Annotated in this window: 17 protein-coding genes; 7 read left to right on the top strand and 10 right to left on the bottom strand. The window is 50.8% G+C overall.

Going from position 1 to position 26,609, the window contains the following annotated elements:
- Nucleotides 1-210 precede the first annotated feature (210 nt).
- Nucleotides 211-1,290 carry a deoxyhypusine synthase family protein gene (locus tag Mal48_RS01825; protein ID WP_145195547.1) on the bottom strand — a complete coding sequence of 360 codons (1,080 nt, stop codon included), beginning with the start codon at nucleotides 1,288-1,290 and terminating at the stop codon, nucleotides 211-213.
- A gap of 266 nt (nucleotides 1,291-1,556) precedes the next feature.
- On the opposite strand from Mal48_RS01825, the gene Mal48_RS01820 reads away from it, so the two are divergent.
- Nucleotides 1,557-2,036 (top strand): HU family DNA-binding protein, encoded by a 480-nt coding sequence (locus tag Mal48_RS01820; protein WP_145195546.1) that lies wholly within the window; start codon nucleotides 1,557-1,559, stop codon nucleotides 2,034-2,036.
- A 158-nt stretch (nucleotides 2,037-2,194) separates the two neighbouring features.
- The gene (locus Mal48_RS01815; protein WP_145195544.1) at nucleotides 2,195-2,413 is read left to right on the top strand and encodes a hypothetical protein; all 219 of its coding nucleotides are present in this window, start codon (nucleotides 2,195-2,197) and stop codon (nucleotides 2,411-2,413) included.
- A gap of 414 nt (nucleotides 2,414-2,827) precedes the next feature.
- Here Mal48_RS01815 and Mal48_RS01810 read toward each other — a convergent pair whose 3' ends face one another.
- On the bottom strand, nucleotides 2,828-4,222 hold the full coding sequence (locus Mal48_RS01810; protein WP_145195542.1) for a glucose-6-phosphate isomerase: 1,395 nt from the start codon (nucleotides 4,220-4,222) through the stop codon (nucleotides 2,828-2,830).
- A gap of 180 nt (nucleotides 4,223-4,402) precedes the next feature.
- Nucleotides 4,403-4,954 (bottom strand): orotate phosphoribosyltransferase, encoded by a 552-nt coding sequence (gene pyrE, locus Mal48_RS01805; RefSeq protein ID WP_145195540.1) that lies wholly within the window; start codon nucleotides 4,952-4,954, stop codon nucleotides 4,403-4,405.
- Nucleotides 4,955-5,275: 321 nt separating this feature from the next.
- On the opposite strand from pyrE, the gene Mal48_RS01800 reads away from it, so the two are divergent.
- Entirely contained in the window at nucleotides 5,276-6,406 is a 1,131-nt protein-coding gene (locus tag Mal48_RS01800; RefSeq protein WP_145195538.1) for a peptidylprolyl isomerase, read from the top strand.
- A 318-nt stretch (nucleotides 6,407-6,724) separates the two neighbouring features.
- Here the strand turns inward: Mal48_RS01800 and Mal48_RS01795 are convergent, their stop codons facing one another.
- Together Mal48_RS01795 and Mal48_RS01790 are read right to left on the bottom strand one after the other, a co-directional pair.
- Entirely contained in the window at nucleotides 6,725-7,735 is a 1,011-nt protein-coding gene (locus Mal48_RS01795; protein ID WP_145195536.1) for an NAD-dependent epimerase/dehydratase family protein, read from the bottom strand.
- Between the two features lie 251 nt (nucleotides 7,736-7,986).
- Nucleotides 7,987-8,706 (bottom strand): metallophosphoesterase family protein, encoded by a 720-nt coding sequence (locus tag Mal48_RS01790; protein ID WP_145195534.1) that lies wholly within the window; start codon nucleotides 8,704-8,706, stop codon nucleotides 7,987-7,989.
- Nucleotides 8,707-9,105: 399 nt separating this feature from the next.
- Here Mal48_RS01790 and Mal48_RS01785 point away from each other — a divergent pair, with 399 nt between their 5' ends.
- The 3 genes from Mal48_RS01785 (at nucleotide 9,106) to Mal48_RS01775 (ending at nucleotide 14,994) form a co-directional block, all read left to right on the top strand.
- Nucleotides 9,106-9,402, top strand: a complete 297-nt coding sequence (locus Mal48_RS01785; protein WP_145195532.1) for a hypothetical protein — start codon at nucleotides 9,106-9,108, stop codon at nucleotides 9,400-9,402.
- 227 nt (nucleotides 9,403-9,629) lie between these two features.
- Nucleotides 9,630-12,437, top strand: coding sequence for a serine/threonine-protein kinase (locus Mal48_RS01780; RefSeq protein ID WP_145195530.1), 2,808 nt, complete (start codon nucleotides 9,630-9,632; stop codon nucleotides 12,435-12,437).
- Nucleotides 12,438-12,732: 295 nt separating this feature from the next.
- Complete coding sequence (locus Mal48_RS01775; RefSeq protein ID WP_145195529.1) at nucleotides 12,733-14,994, top strand: S9 family peptidase; 2,262 nt, start codon at nucleotides 12,733-12,735, stop codon at nucleotides 14,992-14,994.
- A 72-nt stretch (nucleotides 14,995-15,066) separates the two neighbouring features.
- Here the strand turns inward: Mal48_RS01775 and Mal48_RS01770 are convergent, their stop codons facing one another.
- Both Mal48_RS01770 and Mal48_RS01765 read right to left on the bottom strand, forming a co-directional pair.
- Entirely contained in the window at nucleotides 15,067-15,288 is a 222-nt protein-coding gene (locus Mal48_RS01770; RefSeq protein WP_145195527.1) for a DUF1653 domain-containing protein, read from the bottom strand.
- Between the two features lie 5 nt (nucleotides 15,289-15,293).
- Nucleotides 15,294-16,088: a Kelch repeat-containing protein gene (locus Mal48_RS01765; RefSeq protein WP_197441966.1), complete on the bottom strand. Its 795-nt coding sequence runs from the start codon at nucleotides 16,086-16,088 to the stop codon at nucleotides 15,294-15,296.
- Between the two features lie 334 nt (nucleotides 16,089-16,422).
- Between Mal48_RS01765 and dnaE the strand changes: the two genes are divergently transcribed.
- Nucleotides 16,423-19,974, top strand: a complete 3,552-nt coding sequence (gene dnaE, locus Mal48_RS01760; RefSeq protein ID WP_145195525.1) for a DNA polymerase III subunit alpha — start codon at nucleotides 16,423-16,425, stop codon at nucleotides 19,972-19,974.
- 237 nt (nucleotides 19,975-20,211) lie between these two features.
- Here dnaE and Mal48_RS01755 read toward each other — a convergent pair whose 3' ends face one another.
- The 3 genes from Mal48_RS01755 to Mal48_RS01745 all read right to left on the bottom strand — a co-directional run bounded on the left by Mal48_RS01755 (nucleotide 20,212) and on the right by Mal48_RS01745 (nucleotide 26,465).
- A complete protein-coding gene (locus tag Mal48_RS01755; protein ID WP_145195523.1) occupies nucleotides 20,212-22,278 on the bottom strand; it encodes a protein kinase domain-containing protein in 2,067 nt (688 codons plus the stop codon).
- 74 nt (nucleotides 22,279-22,352) lie between these two features.
- Nucleotides 22,353-23,780, bottom strand: a complete 1,428-nt coding sequence (locus tag Mal48_RS01750; RefSeq protein ID WP_145195521.1) for a DUF1501 domain-containing protein — start codon at nucleotides 23,778-23,780, stop codon at nucleotides 22,353-22,355.
- 579 nt (nucleotides 23,781-24,359) lie between these two features.
- Nucleotides 24,360-26,465 carry a zinc ribbon domain-containing protein gene (locus tag Mal48_RS01745; protein WP_145195519.1) on the bottom strand — a complete coding sequence of 702 codons (2,106 nt, stop codon included), beginning with the start codon at nucleotides 26,463-26,465 and terminating at the stop codon, nucleotides 24,360-24,362.
- Between the last annotated feature and the right edge of the window lie 144 nt (nucleotides 26,466-26,609).

The following is a 26,609-nucleotide window of genomic DNA, read 5'->3' as shown; positions in this document are numbered from 1 at the left end:
CAAGACCATCGCGCACTGCCCCTCGCAAGATCATGTAAGTTTTTCACGAGCATGATCAGCGAGCGAACTTCATAACGCTTCTCTTACCCAGAATGCTCGCTCTACGACAGGGCATCTCGGTGATGGAAATTCGCTGCGAGACAGGCTGAAGATCCTGAGGGCCGGTTTCTATCATGCCCTCAGGCGATCAGAGGTCAACGACAGCCTCTCTCAAGCCTCTTTATCAAGCTCTTCGAACACGGCTCTCATCAGCAGTGGCCAAACAGCTGTGGCGTCGCAGTGGACTTCGGCGTATCGCCCACCCTCACTCGGCGCGACAAACTTTCCCCAGCTGACCCCTTCGGAGTACGTACATCCAGACAAACCTCCCCAGTGAACCGGTTCCGGACAGATGCGGACTGCGTACTGGAAACGTGGAGGCTGGAAGGTCGTGCCAACCCGGTCATTGGTAATGTCGATATAAGGAGCGACTTGCTGAGCCCAGTTACGAGGAACGCCTCCTCCAATTGTGAAGATCCCCAGTTTTTTGGCTTTGCCTGCCAGGCGTGCATATTCTTGTAGATCATGGAACGGGTTGAATGGAGGAATCGCCTGCAGAGCTTCATCGTGAGTCAGTTCAGCGATGTTTTTGCCAGCGAGGGCCTTTCTCATCGCCCACGTCGAGACGTCTAAACCGACTTCGCTGTCGGTGAATGCTGGAATGAAAACCGGGACATCTTGTTGAAAGGCACTTTTCAGAATGCCTCTCCCCTCGCCCACTTCATTCAACTTCCGTCCGATTTCGCGACAAAGGCGGGCAGAACTCCAGCAGCCTTCGGGAGGATCGGTCTCCTCGAGAACCATTCGGATCAGTTTTTCGACATCATTCAAGTTCGATTCCATCTCCAAAGTGTCATAAACTCTGTTGTACCCCTGATTAAAGAGAGTTTCATCGTTTTTCGTTGGATCATATTGGTAATGTGCCAATCCGATCGATTCTGTGAGGCCATGTGCCATCAGCGCACCCGTTGAGACGACCGCATCGACCAGTTTTCTGTCAATCATTTCGCAAATGACTGTCCCCATTTTGGCAACAGTCATTGCTCCTGAAAGGGTCAAGATCACCTTACAATCCGGGTCTCGGGCCATCTCCAGAAAAACATCGAGTGCAGATCCGAGCTGTCGCCCGGCAAAGGCAGTCTTCGACATGCTCCGGAGCAAGTCCGCAAAGCTGTTCACTGACCCTAAGTCTAATGACTCTAATGGGATAAGACCGTCTGAACGGCCGTCGTGAAGTTCTCGATGTGACACGCTACTTCCTTTTTAATTAAACGCCCGTTGATATCAATTCAGCGGAACGTGGTAAACTTTGCGGATTCTTGTGGTTTTAACTCATGTGCCAGTTATTGGATGACGATGTCAATTGTGTGTCTGAATGGATTCCTTTTCAAGGGTTCGTTCACACTCACTTTCGGAACAACTACTTGACAGTAAGTCGCTGTTGCACTTAAAGTTGAGTCATTCTCAATACTGCAACCTCGCGATGCTTGTCATCGGTTAGCCGGGAGTAGAGAGTCGTGACAAAGAAAGAAATCGTCAAGACAATCTCCGAAGAGTGTGGCCTGACTCAACTCAAAACAAAAGAAATCGTTCAGAAAACTTTTGAAGCGATTATCGATACGTTAGTTGCTGAAGGTCGCATCGAACTGCGGAACTTTGGTGTCTTTGAAGTGAAGAAGCGTGCTGCGCGAAAGGCACGTAATCCTCGCTCTGGAGATCGTGTTGATGTCCCTGAAAAATTTGTTGTGACATTCAAACCCGGTAAGGAGATGGAAGAACGGGTCTTGCAGATCCCGGTCGAGTCAGCTGAGCCGCATCAACCTGTTAAGCAGGAAGATACGGGAATCTCATCGCCTCCTCCTCAGGCAAGTCCACCCATTCGACCTTCCCCAACGCCAGAGTCACAAACACCTTCAGTTGGAATCCCGCCTTCACCGGCCTCACCAACACCCCACACTCCAGCGTCACCATATCCTCCTCCGGGAGGACAGCCTTAGGATCACTCCAGCGATCCTGAGGTCATCAAGATAGATACTTGTTGCAGACTTTCTGCATATTCCATAGATGAAATCAGGATTGTCGTCAGCCCAATTGGGGCTGGCAGTCTCTCCACGTTGATTCAAGAAGAATCTCCGAGGAGTCAAGGAGGATACCGATGCGGAAACTGTTGCTGCTGATCGTGTTAACGACCACTCTGACGGTCTCATCCGGCTGTGTAGTTCCTATCTGGTCAGCGACACCAGACGAACGCGTTCGCCAATTGATTTATCAATCAGAGAACTATCGACACGTTCCAAATATCTGGGATCGCATCTGGGGCTTCGATATGCCCGATTTAGCCACCCCATTTAGAACACACGGCGGCGTCATCTAGAGCAGTTTGCTCTACCCTGTGCCCGTGAAGAACGCATTTCTCTAATAATGCTGTTCGCCACGAGGCAGATCCGGCAAACTAATTCGAAAGATGCTCTAGAGCGGTTCGTGTTGCTTCTCGGTTCGTGAACAAGCCATTCACGTGAGCAAGCCATTCAGATGTTGAATAGCTTGCTTCCCAGAGATTGAACGCGAACGTCGTTTTCAAAGTGACATTCACGCGTACACACGTGTAGAGCAAACTGCCCTACCGTAAGAGAGACGACGTATTCAACAAACCCCGCGCTGCGATCAATCGCAGTGCGGGGTTTGTCGTTATTCCGTGCTCCAACTCGGCCCTGTGAAGTTTTGCATATTGAGGCACACTTCTTCACCTCTTCACTTCGAGGCACAAATTCGAGACGAGACTCGGGCGTCACTTATAAAGAATATCGCCCATGTTGTTTTTGTAAGCCTCAACACCAGGTTGGCCATAGGGATTCGTCCCGACGAGGCGGCCTTCGATGGCAGTGGCGAGCATGAACAGTTGCAATAACTGTCCCATGCCGTAGGCATCCAACTTTGGAAGCACCATGTCGGTCGTCGGCCGCTTGTCGTCAGCATAGGCCTTGTTGGTTCCCTGAATCGCGGCTTGCAGAAGTTCCGGGATCGTCTTCCCTGCAATTCGGTTCAGCTGATCCTGGTCGACGCCTGCGGCAACCTCTGGAATCGAGAGTGGTTCGCTGGCGAATTCGGAGATCGTCAGGTTGTTGATGACTCGATCCCGCTTCCCTTCCTGATGCTGCTGACCACGGCTGTGCAGATCACGTGTATTCACCACGGTCAACGGAGTGGCTCCTCGTTCGTGCTTCCCAAGGCTTTCTGCCAGAAGTTGATCGTACCAAAAGCCCGTCGCTTCAAGTCGATTTCCCCAGGTTGAAAGAACACGCATATCCATGCCGTGATCACGCTCTAAAAGATGACACGCCGCCACGTAATCAAGAACCGGGTTCTCGCCAAGCGGCTTTGTTCGACAGATCTCGGTGATATCGGCAGCTCCCCGAAGTATCGCTCGAATGTCCATCCCGAGAACAGCAGCCGGGAACAGGCCAACCGCAGTGAAGACCGAAAATCGCCCGCCGACACCATCGGGAATAGGAAACGTATGCTCGTACCCCAATGCATTCGATAAGTCTCTCAGTTTGCCAGTCTCTCCCGTGACAGGAACCACCAGTTCCTGCGCGAGGTGAGATTGGTGGCCGTAGTATTCTCCCAACGCATCACGAAACATCCGAAACGCGGCAGCTGTCTCCAGTGTTCCGCCCGACTTACTAATCACAACAATGCCCCAGCGTTCGGCAAGTTCCTGAGGACGCACGCACTGTGTTTTCAACATCTTCAGCAGCGACGACATCGTATCGTTGTCGAGGTTGTTGCCTTCGAAATAGAGTCTGGGAACGTCTCCGCGATCATCGCGGGAGAGTTCGTTGTGATACGGATCGCACAAGGCTTCAAACAAAGCTCGCAGTCCCATGTAGGACCCACCAATCCCCAGCACAACGAGTCGATCGATCCGCGTGCGAAGTGCAGCCGCCGAAGCTAACATTTTGTCCACCAGCCCATCTTCGCCATCAAGCAACCGCTGCGGGAGATCAATGAATCCACTATCGAGCGGTTGCTTCTCAGCTGGGATCTCACCACCTGAACGGAGCAAGTCCACGTCCGCAAACGCTTCATCTCGTGCGGCATGTAATTGGTCAGTGATCTCTGAGAGTTGATCACCGATCAGAAATTGTGAGGCGTTCGAGCAAAATTTGATGGGAGTGGTCATTGGCTTAATATCTCGACAATGTGATGAGGGTTTCTGTTCGCCGGGGGGCCGCAGCACGCTTCAAGTATGAGTTGCCAGAGCAATTTGGGGAATCGTATTCACATTCCGTCTCGTGGAGTTCAGCGATTTTCCTGGGAGAAACGCTTCCCCACGGGCACAGAATGCACAATCTCCGACTCACTAAGCGGGGGGGGTAATCCCGAAGTCTTCAATCGTGAGAAGCGACTGCATGTTGTACCCCTTGCTCTTGAAGTTAGCAGCTCCCCCTTCCATGCGGTCAATAATCGTGAGGACCTGTTTCACTTCACAGCCGAATTCTTCAGCTCGCTCAATCGCCAGAAGCGAACTTCCGCCGGTGGTGACCACATCCTCAACGATGGCAACTTTCATTCCCGGTTCGACTGGCCCTTCGACAAATTTATTTGTGCCGTGGCCTTTTGACTCTTTCCTCACAAGGAATCCGTTCAAGTCTTTCCCTTTGGCAGCCGCTGCGGAAAGAACTCCTGCGACGATTGGGTCTGCTCCGATGGACATTCCGCCAACAGCGTCGATCTCATCCGTGTCGAGAAGCTCGAGCAAGCCTTCACTGACGAGTTGTAAGCCGCGTGAATGAAGAGTGATCTGCTTTCCATCCAGGTAATAAGTTGCTTTCTTTCCAGAGACGAGTGTGAAATCTCCAAATTTCAAAGCTCGTTCACGAAAAAGTTCCATCAAGGCGTTTTTATCGTACATTTTCAATCTCTCCGGTGTTTCAAAGGGCTCACTTTTTCCATGCTAACGGACGGTGAATGAATTGGAAGGAATCGAAGTGGACTCCCATCACAATTGTCCATTCTCCCAGAACTGCATCCAGCCACTTCATACACAGCGAAACTCGTCCCAGATTTTGTAAATGTTACAGAGCCTTTCAACGCCCCTCGGCAATCGTCGATACGATCTTGACCCAAAATGCCTTTTTTTTGTAAATCGGCTCTCTATTGAGTCCACATACCACTGTGAACTCGCCGCAGATGTCAATTCGTAATTTCTCGCCCCACGGATGGAGTCGAAACCATGAGTGAACTGAATCACTCTTCTGAAGAAGTCCAAAACAATCCAACAACTGAATCGGTAACCATCGAAACGGCATTGCCACCTGCAACTTCTGGCAGGTCTTGGAAAAGCTATTTGGCTGGCACTGTGGTTCTATTGGTACTAGCTGCGGTTTGCTTGCAGTTTTTCCAGGCCAACCCGGCAGTCTCCCAAACTGATGGGACAGACGCCAACACTGGTCGCGTTACAATGAACGCTGCGACTCCGGGGAAAATCTTGGCGAAAGTCAACAACCAAGGGATCACTTATGATCTCGTCGCTCGTGAATGCGTCGCAAAATATGGCGAAGAAATCCTTGAGAGCATGGTCAACCGACTGATCATTCAGCAAGAATGCGACCGCCTTGGCATCACCGTTTCACGTGGTGAAGTTGAAGCTGAAGTCGCGGAAACAGCAAAGAAATTCAACTTGCCACTCGATACCTGGTATCAAATGCTGAGTAGCGAACGAGGATTGACGAAAGAGCAGTACCAGAACGACATCATCTGGCCCATGCTGGCACTGAAAAAGCTGGCTGGCAAAGATATTCAAGTCACCGAAAAAGAAATGCAGGAAGGGTTTGAACGGGACTACGGCCCACGCGTCAAAGCCCGGATGATTCTTGTTGAAGGAAACATTCGCCAGGCAAATCAAATCTGGGAGAAGTGCATGGCAACTCCCGATGACTTTGACCGCATCGCCCGCGAAAATTCCGCCGATCCAAATTCACGACCGTTAGGTGGTGTGATTCCTCCGATCCGAAAAAATGGTGTCGACAAAGCTATCGAAGAGGCTGCATTCAAATTGCAACCAGGTGAGCTCTCGGGGCTGATTCAGGTTTCCGAAGGCCGCTACGTCATCCTGAAATGTGAAGGCCTGACTGAACCTGTTGTGGAAGACATTCGCGTTGTCTGGAACGATCTTCTGGCTCAACTGACCGAGGAGAAGACTCAAACATCTGTCGCCAAGGTCTTCGAAAAACTTCGCAAGGAAGCTCGTGTTGATAACTTCCTGACGAGAACTTCAACCGCTGGCCGCAACCCGATTCAGCAAACCGCAGGTTTCACGAACGGAGAACCTGTGAAACCACAAGTTCAACAAATCACTCGATAACAATTGCAACAGCAGAACGACATCCGTCAAAACGAGCCGTCGCCCCCAAAGGTGATGGCTCGTTTGGCGTTATTCCCTTTGAACTGTTCCCTTTGTGTTGCCGCCATTGAAATGACTTCAATGCAATTTGCCGACAACCGACTCACGTATTTTTCTCGAGCATTCTTCGAATTGGCCTCCGCCTTCCGCCTCGCTGCGAACAGCAAGTTGACGGTAAAACGCGTTCTTCACGAACGCACGGTAGAACAAACGGTTTTGGATATGTCTTTCGTGAAGTCCCCTCCCCCATCAAAAGTGAGGAATGGACTGGTCTCGACTTCAGGACGATTTCTTACTGGCAACATACGCTTCGACTTCCGGACGAAGCCGCTCCATTCCTTCATCATAAGAGATAGCCGGATTGTACCCGAAGTCGTTTTTGGCATTGTCGATGGAATATGAATGCGACTGGCTCAACTGCGATGCGAGGAATCGGGTCATCGGTGGCTCAGAGTTGATTCTGAAAAGAGTGTAGACGCCTTCCAGAGCTCTGCCGACGGTTCTTGCAAAACCGGGGGAGATATTTCTCTGCACTGGTGGAAGCCCACCCAACGCCAAGAGATCATCAACCCACTTCCAGAGCAGAATCGGTTCGGGCTCGTTAATGAAGTAAGCCTTCCCGGCACAAGAACTTGCAGGCGAGAGAGATTCGAACGCCTGCACGTGAGCAGCTGCTGCGTTTTCGACATACGCCATCGACACAACGTTTGTTCCGTCACCAACACGGACCAGCCGACCAGCCATCGCGCGGTCGATCAGTCTTGGAATCAGATGATTGTCACGCGGCCCCCAGATTAAATGTGGACGCAGGGCCACTGTCGAAAAAGTCTCCGAATTGGCAGCGAGCACCGCTTTCTCCCCCAGTGCTTTGGAATGAGGATAATGGCACAAATAACTTTCCGGATAAGAGAGAGACTCATCTCCATTCAAATGCGGCTGTCCGTCATAAACAACACTTGGTGAACTGGTATAAATGAGCTTCGGCACTCCACTGGCTCGACACGCTTCAATGACGTTCTCTGTTCCGACAGAATTGATCGAATGATATGTCTCCCACTTCCCCCAGATGCCAGGGACAGCTGCAACATGAAAGACGGCATCCACTCCCTGACAAGCTTGCCTCACAGCTGAGGCATCCCGCAGATCGCCCCGGAAAACTTCCACACCAAGTGCATCAAGTTCGGGATACTCTCCACGACAAAACGCACGCAGGCTGTGCCCTTTGGCGAGAAGCTGTTCAACGATGTAACGACCAAGGAATCCTCCCCCGCCGGTGACACAAATTTTCATAAGAATGGAATTATGAGTTAGTGTTAAGTACTGTCGCTCGATCAACCGTGCAGCGAGCTGTTTCCATCGTCTATAGTACCAGTCCGAAAACCTTTGAAACTGACGCTTCCCTCAGCGTTTGAGAGAGCAATTTCAAGTTTCAGGACCAGTTCTAAAATATCTTCGAATTGAAGTGCACGCTCTGCCTGTTGAAATGAGTGAATCAGTAAACGAAGAGCACTTCTCACAGACTGAAGAAATACGAGAGTCTTTTATTGAAATTGATCCATTTGTTCTTTAGTCAATTTCCCGCCCATTCTCCAGATGGCAGCGTTGAGTTCAACGACCCAGTCTTCAGCACCGGTCGACTTCACCTGATTGATGGCAGCATTGATATCATATTCAATTCGATGAAGAGAGACTGTTCCATCTTCGATGATGGCATAAGAGGCCCGTGGATCGCCATCCCGAGGTTGCCCGACGGAACCTGGGTTCAAGACTTGAATTCCATCGAGATCCAAATGAAACGGAATGTGTGAATGACCGACACAAACAATATCCGCGTCAACATCAGCGAGTCGCTGCTTCCATGAGACAGGGTCGGCGCTGAGGTATTCATCCATTGGATCACGTGGGGTCGCATGCACCAGCAGAATCGAGACCTCATCGACACGAAAGTGTGTGGTCACTGGAAGTCGCCCCAAAAACTTCAACTGTTTAGGACTGAGCTGTTCCCAGTGCATCGGTCGTGTCACTCTGGCCAGCCGTCGAAACCCGGTGGCTCCGACGGCGGGGACGCGCTGAGCGACTGCATGGTCATGATTTCCTCTCACCGCCGCGCTGGCATGCCTTCGAATCCATTCGACGCATGGCAGCGGATCTGTTCCGTAGTCGACGAGATCACCAGTGAACACGCAATAATCGAATTTCTCAGCGATGGCGCTCAGGGCAGCCCAGTTCGAGTGGATATCTCCGAGGACGAGAATTCGCATAGGATTTTGGAAACTGTCATTGACCGTAGGCAGGGAGAAAAGGTTACAATAAGCTTGGATGGTTCCATCCATCAATCCACGGAGTCGCACCTCAATCATTTTTTGCAAATCGTCGGAAAGTATCGCCGGAAGGAATTGTTGCGAGAAGGAGCGAACGATGATGCGAATTTCATCTCACGCTCGAAACTGACCAGCTCTAGAGCATCTTTGAAAATGATGGAAATGTTCCCATCACTCCAAATCAGTGTTCGCTATTCCAAGTGGTCGGGAGTCAACGGATCACAACCTCAATACGTCGCAATCTCAATGACTCTCCACAGGCAATGACACATCGAAATGGCTGCAGGACGATAAGAGAAGTATTCGCGTTTCCTAATTCTTTTTGAGAGTTGGTCGCCAATGAGTCAACAGCTAGAAAACATGACGCTTCGCAACAAATTGAACGAAGCAGAACGACTCATCCGCGAACTGATCCACCATATTGAACATGGGTATATCCCTAAAGCCCATCTTTTACGCAGAACCGCGAGAAAAGGAAACGCCCCGAAAGAACAGCATGAAATCACCGACATGACGGTTCGGGGTGGTGTCGAAAAAGTGCTGAAATCGGATCAATTTTCTCGACAACTTTGTCACCAGCTCCAAGGTTTCCTTGGTTCAATCGAACAAGACGTCAACAAGATCATCGGAAATTAAGTGTTGAAATGATTTCCCTCTCGTCGACATTGATATAGAAGGTAGAATACAGCAACAAAAATAGCACATCAATCTTCGCATTGACTTGAAGTTTTGGCTTCAAGTCATGACTAAAACAGTAGTTATACACTTCATCAACAATTCTCGAAGAAACAACCGAACTCGACCCGCAGTTTTCCGGTCGATGCAGGTCTACTCCGAGTCACCTTGTCACGACGTCTTCAGAAATGTCTCAATTTGGTGTCGACCAACCGGCTTCAGCTTCTGAAGGGACGGGACTGACGTTTGTCCGGCCTCTTCCACAGAGTCAGTCTGCGCACACCGAACACCGTCCACTTGCCCCCATCGCCCCACGGGATCAGGTTGAATTTGCCAGCCGCTTGTTTCCTCCACGCATTCTGGAAGACTCCGACTCGATGCCCTCGGTGACTGGACTGGAGCTCGGGCATTTTGTCATTGAAGAACGAATTGGGCGTGGCGGCATGGGAGCCGTCTTTCGTGCAATCGACAAACGTCTCGACCGAATTGTCGCTCTCAAGGTTCTCTCGCCTGACCTCTCTTCCGATCCAGAATCGGTGTTGCGCTTTCAGAATGAAGCCCGAGCTGCCGCTCGGCTCGACCACGATAATATCGCACGTGTCCATTACATCGGCGAAGAAAACGGCCTCCACTTCATCGCGTTCGAATTCGTGACCGGAACCAATGTCCGGATATTCATCTCCCAGAAGGGGCAACTCAACCCGGAGAGTGTGGTCAACTACACGCTGCAAATCGCAGAGGCACTTCGACACACCGCAGCAGCGAACGTTGTCCACCGAGACATTAAGCCGTCAAACATCATTGTCTCACCGACCGGGAGAGCAACGCTGGTCGACCTGGGATTGGCTCGCCACTACCCAGAAGATCAATCGAAAGATCTGACAGTTGCCGGGACTGCACTCGGAACATTCGACTACATCGCCCCTGAACAAGCGATCGACGCCCGCAACGTTGATGTCCGCAGCGATATCTACTCTCTCGGCTGCACGATGTATCACATGCTCACCGGTGAACCTCCGTATCCGAAAGGAACGATGTTCCAGAAGGTGATCAACCATCATGGTCCCGCTCCGCCCGAAGCCAGCCTTAAAAACCCGCGAGTCTCGCAGCAACTCTCTCGCGTGGTTCAGAAGATGATGCACAGCAACCCGGACGAACGCTATGCGACTCCGGATGCTTTAATTCATGACCTTGTCCAAATTGCAGAGAAGCTTGGCCTCGCTCCGACGTATCCAGAAGCTGTCGTCTGGACGACGCCACTGTTCAAGGCTCGGAACCCGTATTGGGATGGGAGTCGCACCTGGATGGCGGTCGCGCTAGTGCTCTTACTGTTTGTGTATCTTGTCGACCAACTGCAACCGAATCAAAGCCCAACATTGGCGTCGAATGATCCTACAGAGTCTCAAGCTGTTGATCCCCCCATGGAGATCAACTCTAAGACAACTGGGGTTGCAGAGACACAAGCTAAGGAAGTGCCCCCGCCTGAAACCGATCGTCTCGCTCAATCAAAGACTGATGAGCCGGACCTGAATGTACTCCCTTCAACAGCCACTCTCGGCTCGGACTGGCCTTCAAGTTTCATTTCGGGTGATTCGAGTAACCTCTGGAAGTCTCTTGCAGAGAACGAACTGAAGCCGACTCCCGAACCGAACACGACTCCATCCACAATCGCCAAGGTCGATTCGAAAACAACGAACGTCGAGCCTCGCCCCGCAATGGCTGAGGAGAACACCGACCGTTCGCTCCCGTTCGTAGTCACGCAATCAGCAACCGGTGAAACCAAAGCCTACGCGACATTGGCTGAAGCCTTTGCAAAAGCGGATGACAACTCAGCAATCGAAATTCAGGTTGACGGAGTTCTTGATGTCCAAAAGAAAGCGATTCAGTTTTCCGGGAAGCGGGTGATTTTGCGAGGTGCTGAGGATTTCCACCCAGTCATTCGATTCGACTTCACCGAAGAACTGCTCATCTCCGGTTCGTTGACGAAATCTGTCTCGGTCTTCGACATCGGGAAAGGGGGAGCGCTGGAGGTCTACGATGTCGACATCGAACTCCTTGTCGATCCAGACACAACTGTCGATCAATGGTCGATTGTTAAGCTCTCGCCGGGAACGGATTTTGTTGCGAGGTGGTCCTCGTTCACAATGAACAACCCAAGTCGTATTCCGGCTGCATTAATTCTCTCGCCCGATGCAGAGCCAGCAGATTTTTCAAACCTGATGCCTGAACGGATGTCCGAGCGGCCATCAATGGTCCAGATCCGTGACTCGATCTGTCGCGGTCAAATGGACATCACGAAGCAATTCAATCTCCATCCGCTGGACGTCTCTCTCGAAGAAACAGCATTAGCAATCAGCGGAACCGTCCACCGTCTCGACGGAGCAAGTTCAGATGAGGCAAACATGACGGCCGACTCCGATCCCGGAACATTCATTTCGCTGAACCACGTCACAGCGTTTGTCGGTGAAGGCATACTGAGAGCAACCACTGGAGACCACGGAACACTCGATCCAGTTTCGATCGATATCCGCAACAGCTTAATCCGCATCGAGCGACCGGATCAATCTGTCGTTTCATTGGCTGGACATCTCGACGCTGCACTACTGAAGGATAAAATTCTCTGGCAACAACATTCTGATCGGAGCTTTGTACAGTCCGAAGGTTCTCTTTTCACTGTGGAGTCGTCCGCTAATTTTCCATTAGAACCACAAGTCATCTCACCTCGAGAAATCGGTGCCAACCTGGAACAAATCACTGACGACAATATCTTCACAGTGCCGAATTCAATCTCCCGGACTTCACTGCACACCACACAACCGATCGCGTTTCAACTCCGTAATCGGGACTTCAATTTTGACAACCCTGCACTGAAATCCGCGAGCGATGGACGGAACGCAGGGGTCGATTGGACACGCTCCGGCCTGCCGGAATCCCTGCCGCTCCCGAGCCCGATGATCTCAGAAAACGAAACGATTGAGAACGACCTTCAGAACTGACCTGGGAACCAGAACTTGTTCTCTCGATCGCTGAGCAAAGCGACCACCTGATAGCGATTCCGGACGAGGCTCCAGCAAACCCAATAGGTCTACACGCTCTGACTTGTATCGAAATGTCTATAAAATCATGAAAGTGAACTTCACGGGCACGACAGACAACAGACTGAGAACGCCTTAAAACAGACCTCTCCGGCCTACTCTATTTTCATGGTGCAGGTCTCTCTTGCAGGCAGTGTTTTGTTCAAATCGCTACACTCACCAAGCTCTGATTTGCTTCTTTGAGTTGGACTCCTCTATGTTTTCCAAGCGATCTTTTTGCATTCAATTTTTCGCTCTCTCGTTTGCGTTACTGAGTCACCCGGCCTGGAGCCAAGGGACGATCCCTGACTACGAACGTGCATTTGCACTGCGAGGGGAATACGAACGAACTCTGTTTCGCGACAAGGTAAACCCACATTGGTCGAGTGATGGAGAACGCTTTGGTTACAAAGTGGAAACAGGTCGCAACCAACACGAGTTCATCATCGTCGATGCCAAAAGTGGTCAGCGAAAGTTGGCGTTCGATCATAAAGAACTTGCGGAGTTGCTGTCTCAAAAGCTCGGCAAGCCTGTCAACGATTTGAACCTGCCGATCGAGCGAATCGAACTCGCTGAGAACGTCAACGTTGGAGATGTTCACTTCATCAGCCAGGGAAAGCATTGGAAGTTTGATCAAAACGCGAAAGAACTTTCAATTCTTGAACCAGCAAGCGAAGCAAATACGAAATCAAAAGAGCAAAAGAATCAGCAGCGTCGCAATTCGCAGACTGTTTCTCCGGATGGCTTACTTCGTGCCACAATCGAGAATCACTCACTGCTGATCAAAAATGAAACGAGCGACGAAGCGCCGACAGAAATTCGCATCGCTGGCTCAAAAGAGCATGCCTTCAAAACGCACAACCTGGCGTGGGCGCCCGATTCAAAAAAACTTGTCGCCTGGAAAGTCGAAGCCGGCGAGCAACGTACGGTTCACTTTGTGGAATCCTCTCCCAAAGATCAGTTGCAACCGAAGTTGCATGCGTTCAACTACCTCAAACCGGGGGATCGTATTCCACAGCCGAGACCCCACTTGATCGACATCGAATCGAATGCCGAAATCGTGATCGACGATTCTCACTTTAAAACCCCATGGATGAACATCCCGAAAATTCATTGGTCTCCCGATTCGAGTCGATTTTATTTTGTCTACAATCAGCGTGGGCATCAGGTCTTGCGAGTCATTTCGGTCGATGCCAAAACCGGTGAAGCGAAAGTGATCGTCAACGAGGAGAGCAAGACGTTCGTCGATTACGCCTATAAGCAACACCTGCACTTTCTACATGAAACAAACGAACTGATCTGGATGTCGGAACGTGATGGCTGGAACCATTTATATCTTTACGACTCGTTGACCGGTGAGGTGAAGAACCAAATTACCCAGGGGCTTTGGGTGGTTCGTAAAGTTGTCCACGTGAACGAAGAGCAGCGCGAACTCTGGTTTGAATGTTCGGGACTTCTCCCGGAACAGAATCCCTATTATATTCAACTGGCAAAAATTCAATTTGACGGATCGAACCTGACTCGCCTCACTGATGGTGACGGCACTCACACTGTGAAACTCTCACCTGACCGCCGTTATTTGATCGACACTTATTCGAGAATCGATTCCCCTCCGCTCATCAACCTTCGCGAGACTGCAACAGGCGGGCTCGTTTGTAAGTTAGAAGAGTCGGACATCACAAAACTGAAAACGGCGGGATGGAGTCCTCCCGAACGATTCGTTGCCAAAGGTCGCGATGAAAAAACCGACATTCACGGGGTCATTTTCCGGCCGTCGAATTTTGACCCTGAGCAGAAATACCCGGTCATCGAAAAGATCTATGCCGGGCCACATGGCTCGTTCGTTCCGATCTCTTTTCGCGAGTTCCACTCCGCTCAAGAAGTCGCGGAAGTTGGCTTCATCGTTGTGCAAATTGATGGCATGGGAACGTCCAACCGTTCGAAGGCATTCCACGATGTCTGCTGGAAAAATCTCGGCGACTCTGGATTTCCCGATCGCATCGAATGGATCAAGGCTGCCGCCAAGCAGTATCCAGAATTCGACCTTACGCATGGAGTCGGCATCTACGGTGGCTCAGCGGGTGGGCAAAGTTCATTACGTGCACTACTGGCACATGGTGACTTTTACACCGTCGCCGTTTCGGACTGCGGCTGCCACGACAACCGCATGGATAAAATCTGGTGGAACGAACTCTGGATGAGTTGGCCCATCGGACCGCACTACGCTGAACAATCGAACGTCACCCAGGCTCACAAACTGACTGGAAAATTGTTTCTGACCGTTGGTGAAAAAGACACGAACGTCGATCCCGCATCGACAATGCAGGTTGTCGACGCGTTAATCAAAGCGGGGAAAGACTTCGATTTCATCATGGTCCCCGGTCGCGGACATGGTGTCGGAGAAATCCCTTACCTGCGGAAGCGGCGAATTGATTTCTTCGTGCGGCACCTTATGAAAAAAGAACCACGCGTAGAATAATCTGGAGCAGCCAGTGAAGGCCGCAGAACAAGGGGAAAAAGCCTGAAGCGTCTGCAACTTGGTGGCGAAAAATTATTCGTTGCCAAGATAAGCAAACCTTGGAGTCTCGACACCATCCACGAGGACGGTCTCGCCAAACATCTCCTTCGGCCTGACCCACAATCCGCGTTCCCCATACTCCTGGCGATAGACCACGAGTTCTTCAAGCGTCTCACTGTGTCGTGCGACTTCAAGAACGGTGTACTCGTTCCCTTTGTAGTGACGATAGCGTCCTGGTTTGATTTGTCCGCTCATGTTGATTATTTCGCGTACTGAATTCCCTTGTCGTCGCTGCCGATAGCAATTTTCGCGTTACCATTGCACCCCTTCCCCTTCGAGCAGGTTCCCCCTGCAGAGAGAAGTTTGCCGTCCGGAAGTCCCACGATTCCGAGTGAGCAATTGAATTCAAAACGTCCGACCATTTTGAAGTCAGCGTCGGTCACCAGCAGGATGGCTGGGCTTCCATAACATCCGAACCACCAGCGATCATTTGCAAAGGTCGCAGTCTGAATTCCCAGTAAAGTGTGACCACTTTTTACGATGTGTTTCTTAACAAATTTAAAGTTCTGATCGTACTCGTAAACATAATTTTCCTGCACACCATCGGGCAATCCGCCGACAACAAAGAAGTTCCCGTCTTGAACTCCGATTCCCCCGGCTCCATGAAACACTTCCTGAGTTTCATGTTTTGCAACAAGCGACAAATCGCTGGCGTTGTACACATACACCCAGGAATCCGCGTTCCCTTTCGGGTCATTAAACTTCCCTAAATTTACTGCCACATACAGTTTGCCATCATGATAACAGAGATCCCCATGATGATTCGCAACCGGAATCTGCTTGAATTTTTTTCCTTCGAGATCTGTCTTCACCATCTGAGTCGTGAAGCTCCAGTAAATTGCCTCATCGTCGACACAAATCCCTTGAAGATGATGTGCGTACATTCCTTCGCATTGAACATTCTTGAATTGAGTTGCATGCGACTCTGCAGAGGCATGCATTGAGAAAACCACATTCAAAACAAAGAGGAGTGCCAATGAGATTTTTGATTTCATGATTCTTGTCGCTGAAAACCTGATTTCACTAAAAACGAGAGTCCGCTTATCCTAATTAAAAAGTCTCTCAACAGCGAGCGGAGCGTCCAGCTTGCGAAATTCAGCAAGCAACAGAATTCTTTTTCGCCACAAGTTTGTGAGGCCCCTCAACAGAGGGCTGACGCTCTTCACTTCCCGTGGTACAATGTCCAAATCAAAGCTTTTCTGCCATCTCTCTAGAACCAGTCCCAAAACCTCTGAAATCGCCTCTTTCTTCACTGTTTGAGAGTGCAAATTCAAGTTTTCAGGATCAGTTCTCAACATTTCTTGAACCGTCTGGCGGTTACGGAGAACCATGAGCGAACGTCCTTTTGCACACCTGCATTGCCACACGCATTACTCTCTTCTCGATGGGGCTAACAAAATCCCCGACTTAATCGAAAAAGTCAAAGCCCAGGGAATGAACTCATGTGCGATTACTGACCATGGTAATCTGTACGGTGCTCTCGAGTTCTATCAGACTTGCCGAAAGAATGAGATCAACCCAATTCTGGGTTATGAGGCATACATTGCTCCGGGACATCGGACAGATCGCAGTGCTTCGAGAATGAAAGAAGCTTCGTACCACCTGACGCTTCTCGCAATGAACGCCCAGGGGTTCAAGAACCTTGTCAAAATGGCATCGCGCGCGTACCTCGAAGGGTTCTATTACAAACCACGGATCGACAAAGAACTGCTGGAAGAATTCAACGAGGGGATCATCTGTTTATCAGGATGTGCATCGGGCGAACTCTCGCGGTTCCTCCTCGCAGAGGAGCGAAAAAAAGCGGAAGAGCTCACCCATTGGTACAGCAAGGTCTTCGGTGATCGCTTCTACATGGAGATCCAGAACGCGGACATTCAGATTCAAACCGATTGTGCAAATGCCACAATCGATCTTGCAAACCGCATGGGCTTACCGTTGGTGGCGACGAACGATGCGCACTACCTGTGCGCTGACGATGCAGACATGCACGATGTCTTGCTATGTGTGAACACCAAGTCATATCGCAGTGACGAAAACCGAATGAAGATCGGAACTGACCAACTCTTCATTCGTTCACCTGAGCAGATGTATGAATCATTTCCTGATCAAGAAGCAGCCGTTGCAAGAACACAGGAAATCGCCGACCGAGTTGACATCGATCTCGATTTGACAACACGCCACTATCCCGTCTTTACACCACCGGATGAGAAGGACGATGTGACGTATCTGCGAGAAGTTTGTGAAGCTGCCATGATTGAACGCTATGGCGTGAATCATGATCAGGTTTACAAGGATCGCCTCAACTTCGAACTCGATGTGATCGAGCGGATGGGGTATTCGAGTTACTTCTTAATCGTCTGGGACTTCGCACGCTTCGCCATCGAGCATGAAATCCCCTGCACTGCTCGTGGTTCAGCCTGCGGTGCGATTGTTGCCTATCTGCTGGGGCTTTCTGATGTCTGCCCGATCAAATACGACCTGCTCTTTGAACGATTCCTTGATCCATCACGATCGGAAGCGCCCGATATCGATATCGACTTCTGCCGAGATCGACGAGAACTGGTCATCCAGTATGTGAAGGACAAATACGGTAGCGAGAACGTTGCTCAAATCGGAACGTTTGGAACACTGAAAGCGAAGGCTGCGATTCGCGATGTGGCGCGTGCTCTCTCTGTTCCGCTCAAACGGGCAGATGAAATCGCCAAAATGATTCCGGAAACGCTCAACATCAAACTCAAAGATGCGTTGAAAGAGAGTGCGGAACTTCAAGAGGCCTACAATAACGATCCACAGGTTAAGGAACTTCTCGACTTTGCCCAAGCGATGGAAGGGCTCGCAAAATCGGCAGGAACACACGCAGCTGGCGTCGTGATCGCCGATAAACCTCTCGAAGAATATATCCCGCTCCAGAAAATCACCGGTAAAGATGACGTCCTCACTCAATGGACGGATGTGGAAACCGCTGGCTTGCTGAAGATGGACTTTCTGGGACTTCGGAACCTTTCGATTCTCGACAAGGCTGTCAAAAACGTCAAAAAACATCGTGGCGTCGACATCGTCCCCAAGGACTTGCCACTCGACGACAAAGCGACATTTGCCCTGCTTCAACGTGGTGAAACCAAAGGGATTTTTCAGTTGGAGTCGGGAGGCATGCGAGACCTCCTGTCAAAGATGAAGCCGGACAAATTCGCCGACATCATCGCGACCTCTGCTCTTTACCGACCAGGTCCACTGGAGGGTGGAATGGTCATGACGTACGTCAACGTCAAGCATGGTCGTGAACCGATTCCGAAGGTCCACCCAATCGTCGACCCCGTACTGGATGAAACCTACGGCGTGATGGTTTACCAGGAACAGGTGATGCGGATTCTCAACCGCCTGGGAGGAATCGAGCTCGCCAGTTCCTATAAATGTATTAAGGCGATCTCAAAGAAGAAACAGTCCATCATCGACAGTTTCCACGAGCAGTTCATTGAAGGTTCTCAAAAGAACGACATGAGCAAAGATCAGGCCCAGGAAATCTGGAACCTGATCGTGAAATTCGCGGGATACGGCTTCAACAAATCTCACTCCACAGCCTACGGAGCCATCGCTTACCAAACGGCATATCTCAAAGCTCACTATCCCGAAGAGTTCATGGCTGCGCTCCTTTCCTGCGGAATGGAATCGAGCGAACGGATGTCGGAGCATACCGAGGACTGTCGGCGTCAGGGAATTGAAATTTATCCCCCCGATGTCAACATGAGTGATGTCGAATTTGGTGTCGTCGTCGAAGGTGAAGGTGAGAACCAAGTTCGCAAACTGACATTCGGGCTCGGAGCCTTAAAAGGAGTTGGAGAAGCCGCGATGCAATCGATGGTGAACGAACGCCTTGAGAACGGTCCATTCAAAAATATCTTCGACCTGTGTGAACGCTGCGACACAAAAATGCTCACCAAAGGAGCCTTGGAAACACTCGTCAAAGCAGGTGCACTGGACAGTTTTGGTTACAACCGCGAGCAGCACATGCTGGTTATCGAGCGAGCCGTTCAAGCGGCAGTCTCGCAGCAAAAAGATAAAGCAAAGGGACAAATGTCGCTGTTTGGTGGACCACCCAAAGACGGGGAACCAGCCAACGACGATGATGATGTCATTTCGATGCCGCCCGCCGAAGACTGGTCGCACGGACAGAAGCTGTCAATCGAAAAAGAAGTCTTGGGATTTTACCTCACTTCTCATCCACTGACTGAGTACGCTGAACAAATTGAGTCCTTCACACAGCACACAGTGAAGGATTTAAAAGAACTCGGCGATGGGAAAGAAGTCACGCTGGGCGGGATGATTGCATCCATCAAAAAAGCACAAACAAAGAATCCTTCTCGAAACGGAAACAGTAAGTACGTCAATTTCGATCTGGAAGATGCTCAAGGAGTTGTCCGCTGCATCATGTGGCCTGACGACTTTGCGGACGCCGGAGAGAAAGTTGTCACGGATACCATCGTCGTCGTCAAAGGACGCGTCGATTTTCGTGGTCGTGAACCGAATGTGATTGTCAACAAGCTATTGACGCTGGATGAAGCTGAAAAAGAATTCACGAAACAGGTCGCCATTCGTTTTCAACGAGGGCTCCATACTGATGAAGACATGAAACGTGTCAAAGATTTGCTGAGCCGATACCCCGGAAAAACGCCGATCACAATTGTCGTCGAGACCAACGACCCGCAATCCAAAGAGACAAACGGGAAGTCCAATGGGAACGGAACGAATCACTCAGGACGTGTTCGGGCAATCCTGACGACCCAAATTCAGGTTTCTGCCCGACCTGAACTTAAAGATGACCTGCGAATAATTCTTGGCGACGGTGGCTTCCGATTCCAGGCGGTTCCTGCCAACCAAAGATAGCTTTGCGATGAGATTGCGGCACTGCAGTGTTATTGAACTGGCGATGGGTGCTGCCTCTTATCGAACAGCCATTTTACTGGAGCATCTTTCGAATTGGCCTTCAGTCTCTCTTCCCTTCGGTGAGTCACCAGGGGAAGAGAGATGACTGCCCAAAATGCAGCGATTTTACTGGCGACCAGTTGTGTCGACCAACTGTGTCGAGCAACAGTGAACATGCTCTACTGGCACCTGACCGGATTACGCTCGATTGGACACTCTACGAATAATCCAACCGAGTACCGCCAGCATCGCTGCAAAAACGACGACCATTAATTGTCCGTATCGGATAAAAATGGCTCGGAGTTCATCCATCGGAGCGACCGCTTCGGAACGTCGCTCCTGAACAATCGCTATCCAGTTCGCTGATGAAATTTCAGCAACAGCAGCCAACCACTCTCCTTGATACTTCTCATCCACATCCGCCAGCGGATCTTTGTAATTTGTAATGAACCGCTTCCCCTTGAGGGCATTCTGCATAACCTCAGTTTCTTGCTTACTGAGCTCGATCTTCTGTCTGATCATTTCGTTGTCTGAAAGTTTCGACAAATTCTGTGCCGACATCCATTGGTGATCGAGCAAGAACGGTTTCTCTTCACGCATATCAACAAGTGAAAGAAAACGATCCTGCTCCGAATGATCGTCAGTCGAATCCACACCCCGGATGCGGCGTTCCCATTGACTGAGCAGTTCAGTCAAGTGGATTGTCCGCGCCAGCACTCCGAGAACTTCGGTTCTCTCCGTATTCCAAACAGGGACGGCAACGGCAACCATGTATTGATTTGTATTACTACTTCGAAACGCAAGCGAAACACCTGCTGTTTTACGCGGTTGAACTTCTCCACCGACTCTCCGGCTCCGTTCCAGTTCCCGGCCGAGATCATGAAAGTAATCCCGATAGGCGAAGGAATGCCCAATAGAATTATCCCAAGGGTTTCGGTAAATTTGAATCCCTGCCCGGTCTGTCAAAAAAAGACTCGCATCTCGAGTCCGCTTCTGCTTCCGAAATCGGTTATCGGTCTCCTCCCTCCACTGATCCAAGAACTCGGAGTAGTCTTCCCGAAAGCCGAACAGAGAACCCTCTCCCGCTTCTTCCGGGAGCCTGGCAGCTAACCGAACGAGTTCATCAGTCCGCTCCAGCAGTTCCTGGTCAACACTGGATGCTAAAAGCCGTACCGTTGCTTCGTCACTGGTGAGCGCACGTTCAAACAGGTTCAATTCGGCTTCCTGGACAGCTTCAGGAACTGCCGTACTAGCGATCCAGGCGAGCATCAACATGAACAAAACAGGTCCGAGAAACCCCAGAAAAATGAGTGGTCTTCGGGAACGATTGATCTCTCGCTGTTCCAGCCGATCGAGGATGACCTGAGGATTGGGAACTCGTTCGGACGGGTTTCTTTTCAGGCAATCATCAATCAATGAAGCAAGGGCTCGATCGACTCCTTCGACATTGCGGTGGTCATTCGGGACTGGTGAACTCTCGATAATCTCACGGTATACCCTGAGCCGATCAGAAAGCCCAGTTGCTTTCGCAATCAGTTGTTCCGCCTCATCGGACTGATACGGAGTTGCACCTGTCAGCATGTGGTACAAAACCGCTCCCAAAGCATAGACGTCCCAACGAACACCAGGAATCGCGTCCATCGTGGCCTGCTCGGGGGCCATGTAGTAAAAAGTTCCCAATGCGGGTGACTGATCCGAAGTTAACCGGGACTGACCAAAATCGCCCAGTCGAGCTTCGTCTCCATGGTCGAGCAAAATGTTGGCCGGCTTGATATCACAATGCAGAATCCCGGCTCCATGAGCATGCACTAAAGCCCGCGCAACCGACTTTGTTATCTCAACAGCTTGGGCAACTGGTATTGGCCCTGCCTCGAGCAATGAAGCGACTGACTCACGTGGCAGGTACTCCATCACAAAGTAAGGAGGATCGTGATCCCAGCCAACGTCGATCAACCGCACGACATCGCGCGATGTATCCAAAGCTGCCAGCTTTTCGACTTCCCGTGTCAGCAGGGTCCAGTCGAGACCGCGACGGTTCGTAAAGAATTTAATGGCGACATGCCGCCCCGTCTTGCGTTCTCGAGCAAGCCAGACCATTCCAAAAGAGCCTTCCCCCAAGCATCGCAGCACATCGTAGCCGCCGACCGAATTCGGAACGCGTCCCGAGCGCAAACTCAACTGGCGAGATTCATCCAACGCTTGTTCATCTTGAACAGGAGTCATCTCCAGTGATGGTGAATCCGGATCTTGAGGGGAAGTCGACATGGAATGGTTCTTGAAGAAACCGGTGTTTTCCGGAAATTCGAAGCCTCCGGCGAAAAATATTCTGGAGCAGTATCTTAAGCAATCACTTCGTTCACAACCCGTCCGTGGACGTCGGTCAAACGGAAATCTCGTCCGGAATAACGGTAGGTCAGTTGTTCGTGATCGAAACCGAGGAGGTGCAACATCGTAGCATGAAGGTCGTGGACATGCATGCGGTTTTCAATCGCCTTGAAGCCGAACTCGTCGGTCGCTCCGTAAGCCATTCCCCCTTTGACACCTCCTCCAGCCATCCAGACAGTAAATCCGTGGTGGTTGTGATCACGGCCATTTTGTTTTCCCTGGTTGGCTCCCGGAGTCGGCAACTCGACAACCGGCGTCCGGCCAAACTCTCCACCCCAGAGAACAAGTGTGTCATCGAGCAGGCCACGCTGCTTGAGGTCTTTCAACAAGGCGCCGAGAGGTTGATCAAGCTGACCAGCGAGCCGACGATGCCCCGCTTCAATGTCGTCATGATTATCCCAAGGTTGACCAGCCCCGTGCCAGAGCTGAACGAAACGGACTCCGCGCTCGACCAGTCGTCGAGCCATTAGACATTGTCGTGCATGGACACCTTTTCCATACATTTCCTGAATATGTTTCGGCTCTTTGGAAGTGTCAAAGGCGTCCGAAGCCTGGATTTGCATCCGGTAGGCCAGTTCCAGTGAATGAATCCGCGACTCCAAATGAGAATCGTGGCCCCTGCGTTCCAAGTGCTGTTGATTGAGAGACTGCACCAGGTCGAGTTGGCTGCGCTGCTGTTTCAACGGAAGATTTTTATTGCGAATATTGGCAATGAGTTTATCGATGTCCTGATGCTTCGTATCCAGATAGGTCCCCTGATAGACACCTGGTAAAAAGGCAGATCGCCAGTTCGCGGTTTCGGTAATCGGATAACCACCGGGACACATCGAAATGAACCCCGGAAGGTTCTGATTTTCTGTCCCCAAACCGTATGTTGCCCAACTCCCGAAGCTGGGGCGAATCAGTCGTCCATCACCACAGTTCATCAGCATGAGTGATGGCTCATGATTCGGAACATCGGCATGCATCGAGCGGATCACGCAGATGTCGTCAATGGACTCCGCGACGTGCGAAAAGAGTTCACTCACTTCAAGGCCGGACTCGCCATACTTTTTGAACTTGAACGGAGAGCCTAAAGCAGATCCGGTTTTCCGCTCTGTCCGCAGATTTTTCGTTGGAAGTTCTTTCCCATGATATTTCGTGAGCATCGGTTTGGGATCGAAAGTGTCCACATGCGATGGTCCGCCGTTGCAAAAGATGTGAATCACATGCTTCGCTGTTCCGGGGAAGTGCGGCTTCTTGGAGTCCATTGGCGAAGTGGCAGCCGTCGCGGAACGGAGAACGCCCTCTCCACCCAACATGGCAGCTAAGCCGAGCATTCCCAGTCCTTGACCGGATCGCTGGAGAAGTTCACGTCGAGAAACTAAAGGAAGTCCGTTCATAGCTTGGTATCTTTGGTATCAAAGTTGAATATGCGCTGGCTTACTTTGTGCTGGGTCTACTTGCCACTGACAAATCAAAATGTCACACGTGATCTGCAACTGAAATTGTTCGCATTCGCGTCCAATTGTTCAAACACCTGATATTCATATAGCTCGACAGAACTGAGTGAGGAGTTGAGTTCGACAGCGCGACTTTCCAGACTGCCATGACCTTATAACCTTTGAGTGAATTGAGTTACGACGAATTCCACCTCAACTTGAACGATTATAGTAAGCTCACAGGTGAGCCTGATTGAGAAATCGTTTCCACAACTCATTCAACTTACAACCAGTCAGGAAACTTGTGGAATGGTCAATTTCCTCAGTGTTTGAGATAGCGAATTCAGGTTTCTGGACCAGCTCTATAGTGGCACTGTCCAGTTTGGTGGGATTATTGGCAGGAAGGACGGTCAAGGATTGAGGCCGTAAGGATTGAGGCCGTTACGCGTTTCGCTGGAATCACGAACGACCGTTTCAAAAAGGCACCAATCCGTCGCTCTGATTCAGTACGGAAACGATCTCGTTTTCAGGTCGTTCGAGTTAATCAAATTTGTAAATCGGCATGTTCTTCTGCTTAGCGAACTTTTCGGTCAAAATGTGAATCGTTTTGGTTTTCTCATCGATCGACATCACCATCACTTTTCCTTCTTCCTGGTAGTTGTCGAGGATCTTCTTCAACGACTGCTCAAGTGGAACGACACCGAGCTTAAATGTCTGAGGCATGTTTTTCGTGTAGCCAGCATCTTTCAAAGCGTCGCCATCGACTTCCAGCTTCAGCTCAACTTCCCCAACGAGATAACTCAAAGCAGGTTCGAGTGGAGTTCGATTGAACTCGGCATCGACGGGGATTTTCAGGCGTTCAATAATTGTGTCTGGCAGCTTGGGCTTATTATCTGCTGCAGCGATCACCACTTCGGTATTGAAGTCCGTTCGAGCCGCTTCGTTGGCAGTAAAGAGTGTCGCCAATGCCAAGTTCGGAGCCGCTTTCTGTGGTAACACTGTCGTGAGCGAAACGTAGTTTGCGGTCGTCATGCTGACTGTCGATTTCTGAATCGCTGCGACCATCGCGGGGAGACGCCCGATGAAATCTCGAAAACGAATTTCTCGAGGAGCCATCTTCAGGCAGACTTCATCCATCAACGTTTTCGGAAGTGTTTCCAGTTGTGCATTCAGTCGTTGACGCACCTTGGCAGGATTGCTTGTCGCAATCGGGTGAACGTTAATTTCCGAGTGGAAATAGGGATCGGTGTGTACCGACCAACTGACCGCTTCGACATCTTCACCAATCCAGTTGACGACCTGCTCCATCGTCTGATGAGAAGCCTCTGGCATGATTTGAGGGTAATGAAGTTGCAGATCACGGACGACTCCGACAACGGTAAAGAGTCTCTGATCATCCGTTTCTCGCATCAAATTTTCTAACGCAACGGACATGGTGAAAGGCCGCTTTTGAGACTCCTCAAGTTCCGCAGCATACATGCGAGGAGCAATGGCAATCGTTTGAGTATCGTGAATCAGGTACGCATATTTGTCATCCTGTTTCAGTTGAAGATCTGGTCGCTCCTCAAGGCTAAAGACTGACTGCCCCCTGAATTCCTCGATCAAATCGGACATCTTCGCAGGCTCTTTCAAAGTGACCACCGAGCAGATCTCCGGCTCGGTCCCGGAAGCACCCAGCAGGAAGCCAATGTAGGCCTCTTCGATTTCTTCGGGATCACGCCGACAGATTTCCTTCAGCTTCGCTGCAATCCAGTGAGTCACATCATCGGTCAAGCTCACCTTCAGTTCCTGATATTGTCGATCTTCCGACCACAAGAGAGCTGGCCTGACATGGATCAAGAAAGAGACACCTTGCGGCATCATGCGAAGTGCCAGTGGCTTTCCACTTGTTGGCTCAAACTCGTTGACGAGTTGCGGACGGTTTTCTAATCGACTTCGACTATACGGCTCATCATCGGGAACGGGTGACTCAAGATCCTCTTCGACTGCGACGGAATCGGCAGGGGTTACCGTTTTTTGCGGTTCGTACCGCATGACCAGAAACGCGACCGTCCCAATCCCTAGAAGCAAGAACGTCCCCACGATGACCGTCGGTCCCCATCCCTTCTTTCGGCGCGACCGAATCCGGTTCAGCTCGCTGCTTCCAGTTGCTTCTGCCGTAGCAGGAGCGATCAACGGTGAAGGTGACTGAGCAGGTGTCGCAGCGAAATTTGGCAAGCCAGATTCCGCAGGGGGTGTTGCCGACTGAGGATGGCTGCCCGTTGCAGGAAGCACTGGAGCATCTGGAACCCACTTGGCCGATGTTCCGACAGGCGGCTCGTCGGTGACTAATTCGAGCTGGACTTCCTCTTCCACTGGCCTTTGAGCCTGAGGTTGTTCGACTTGCTTTTGTGCAGGTGAACTCGTTGCAGAAGGAGCGGATGCAGAAGGTGCGGGCTTCGGGGCAGCTGCCTTCTCGATTGGCTTTGACGATCCCGCTTGTGGCTCCGTTGGCGGTTTCGGTTGAGGAACCTGCACCAGGAAAGGAGCTTTACACTTGGGGCACTTCACCTTCTTACCGATCAGTCGTTGATCTTCAATCTTCAACTTCTTCTGGCAATTCGGACAACGAATTGAAAACGGTTTCGAGGATGTGTCAGTCGACATGGTTTCGCCCAAATTGAGTTGCAAGGATGCGGGGCAGGTTTCTTTGACGAGCGTTCAGAGATGAACGACCTTGCTGGACGGGACCGCGATTCCGTCTGGCTCGCTTGGGAAAATGTTCCCAAAGAAGGAATTCCTGATCATCTC

The sequence above is a fragment of the Thalassoglobus polymorphus genome (genome assembly GCF_007744255.1).
Classification (GTDB): Bacteria; Planctomycetota; Planctomycetia; order Planctomycetales; family Planctomycetaceae; genus Thalassoglobus; species Thalassoglobus polymorphus.
This window is presented reverse-complemented; position numbering and strand designations above follow the sequence as displayed.

What these genes read in the sequence shown, in the direction of transcription:
- Mal48_RS01810 (WP_145195542.1), bottom strand. Translation starts at nt 4,222, where the DNA reads ATGACCACTCCCATCAAATTTTGCTCGAACGCCTCACAATTTCTGATC.
- Mal48_RS01785 (WP_145195532.1), top strand. Translation starts at nt 9,106, where the DNA reads ATGAGTCAACAGCTAGAAAACATGACGCTTCGCAACAAATTGAACGAA.
- Mal48_RS01790 (WP_145195534.1), bottom strand. Translation starts at nt 8,706, where the DNA reads ATGCGAATTCTCGTCCTCGGAGATATCCACTCGAACTGGGCTGCCCTG.
- pyrE (WP_145195540.1), bottom strand. Translation starts at nt 4,954, where the DNA reads ATGTACGATAAAAACGCCTTGATGGAACTTTTTCGTGAACGAGCTTTG.
- Mal48_RS01770 (WP_145195527.1), bottom strand. Translation starts at nt 15,288, where the DNA reads ATGAGCGGACAAATCAAACCAGGACGCTATCGTCACTACAAAGGGAAC.
- Mal48_RS01765 (WP_197441966.1), bottom strand. Translation starts at nt 16,088, where the DNA reads ATGAAATCAAAAATCTCATTGGCACTCCTCTTTGTTTTGAATGTGGTT.
- dnaE (WP_145195525.1), top strand. Translation starts at nt 16,423, where the DNA reads ATGAGCGAACGTCCTTTTGCACACCTGCATTGCCACACGCATTACTCT.
- Mal48_RS01800 (WP_145195538.1), top strand. Translation starts at nt 5,276, where the DNA reads ATGAGTGAACTGAATCACTCTTCTGAAGAAGTCCAAAACAATCCAACA.
- Mal48_RS01815 (WP_145195544.1), top strand. Translation starts at nt 2,195, where the DNA reads ATGCGGAAACTGTTGCTGCTGATCGTGTTAACGACCACTCTGACGGTC.
- Mal48_RS01780 (WP_145195530.1), top strand. Translation starts at nt 9,630, where the DNA reads ATGTCTCAATTTGGTGTCGACCAACCGGCTTCAGCTTCTGAAGGGACG.
- Mal48_RS01745 (WP_145195519.1), bottom strand. Translation starts at nt 26,465, where the DNA reads ATGTCGACTGACACATCCTCGAAACCGTTTTCAATTCGTTGTCCGAAT.
- Mal48_RS01750 (WP_145195521.1), bottom strand. Translation starts at nt 23,780, where the DNA reads ATGAACGGACTTCCTTTAGTTTCTCGACGTGAACTTCTCCAGCGATCC.
- Mal48_RS01795 (WP_145195536.1), bottom strand. Translation starts at nt 7,735, where the DNA reads ATGAAAATTTGTGTCACCGGCGGGGGAGGATTCCTTGGTCGTTACATC.
- Mal48_RS01755 (WP_145195523.1), bottom strand. Translation starts at nt 22,278, where the DNA reads ATGTCGACTTCCCCTCAAGATCCGGATTCACCATCACTGGAGATGACT.
- Mal48_RS01775 (WP_145195529.1), top strand. Translation starts at nt 12,733, where the DNA reads ATGTTTTCCAAGCGATCTTTTTGCATTCAATTTTTCGCTCTCTCGTTT.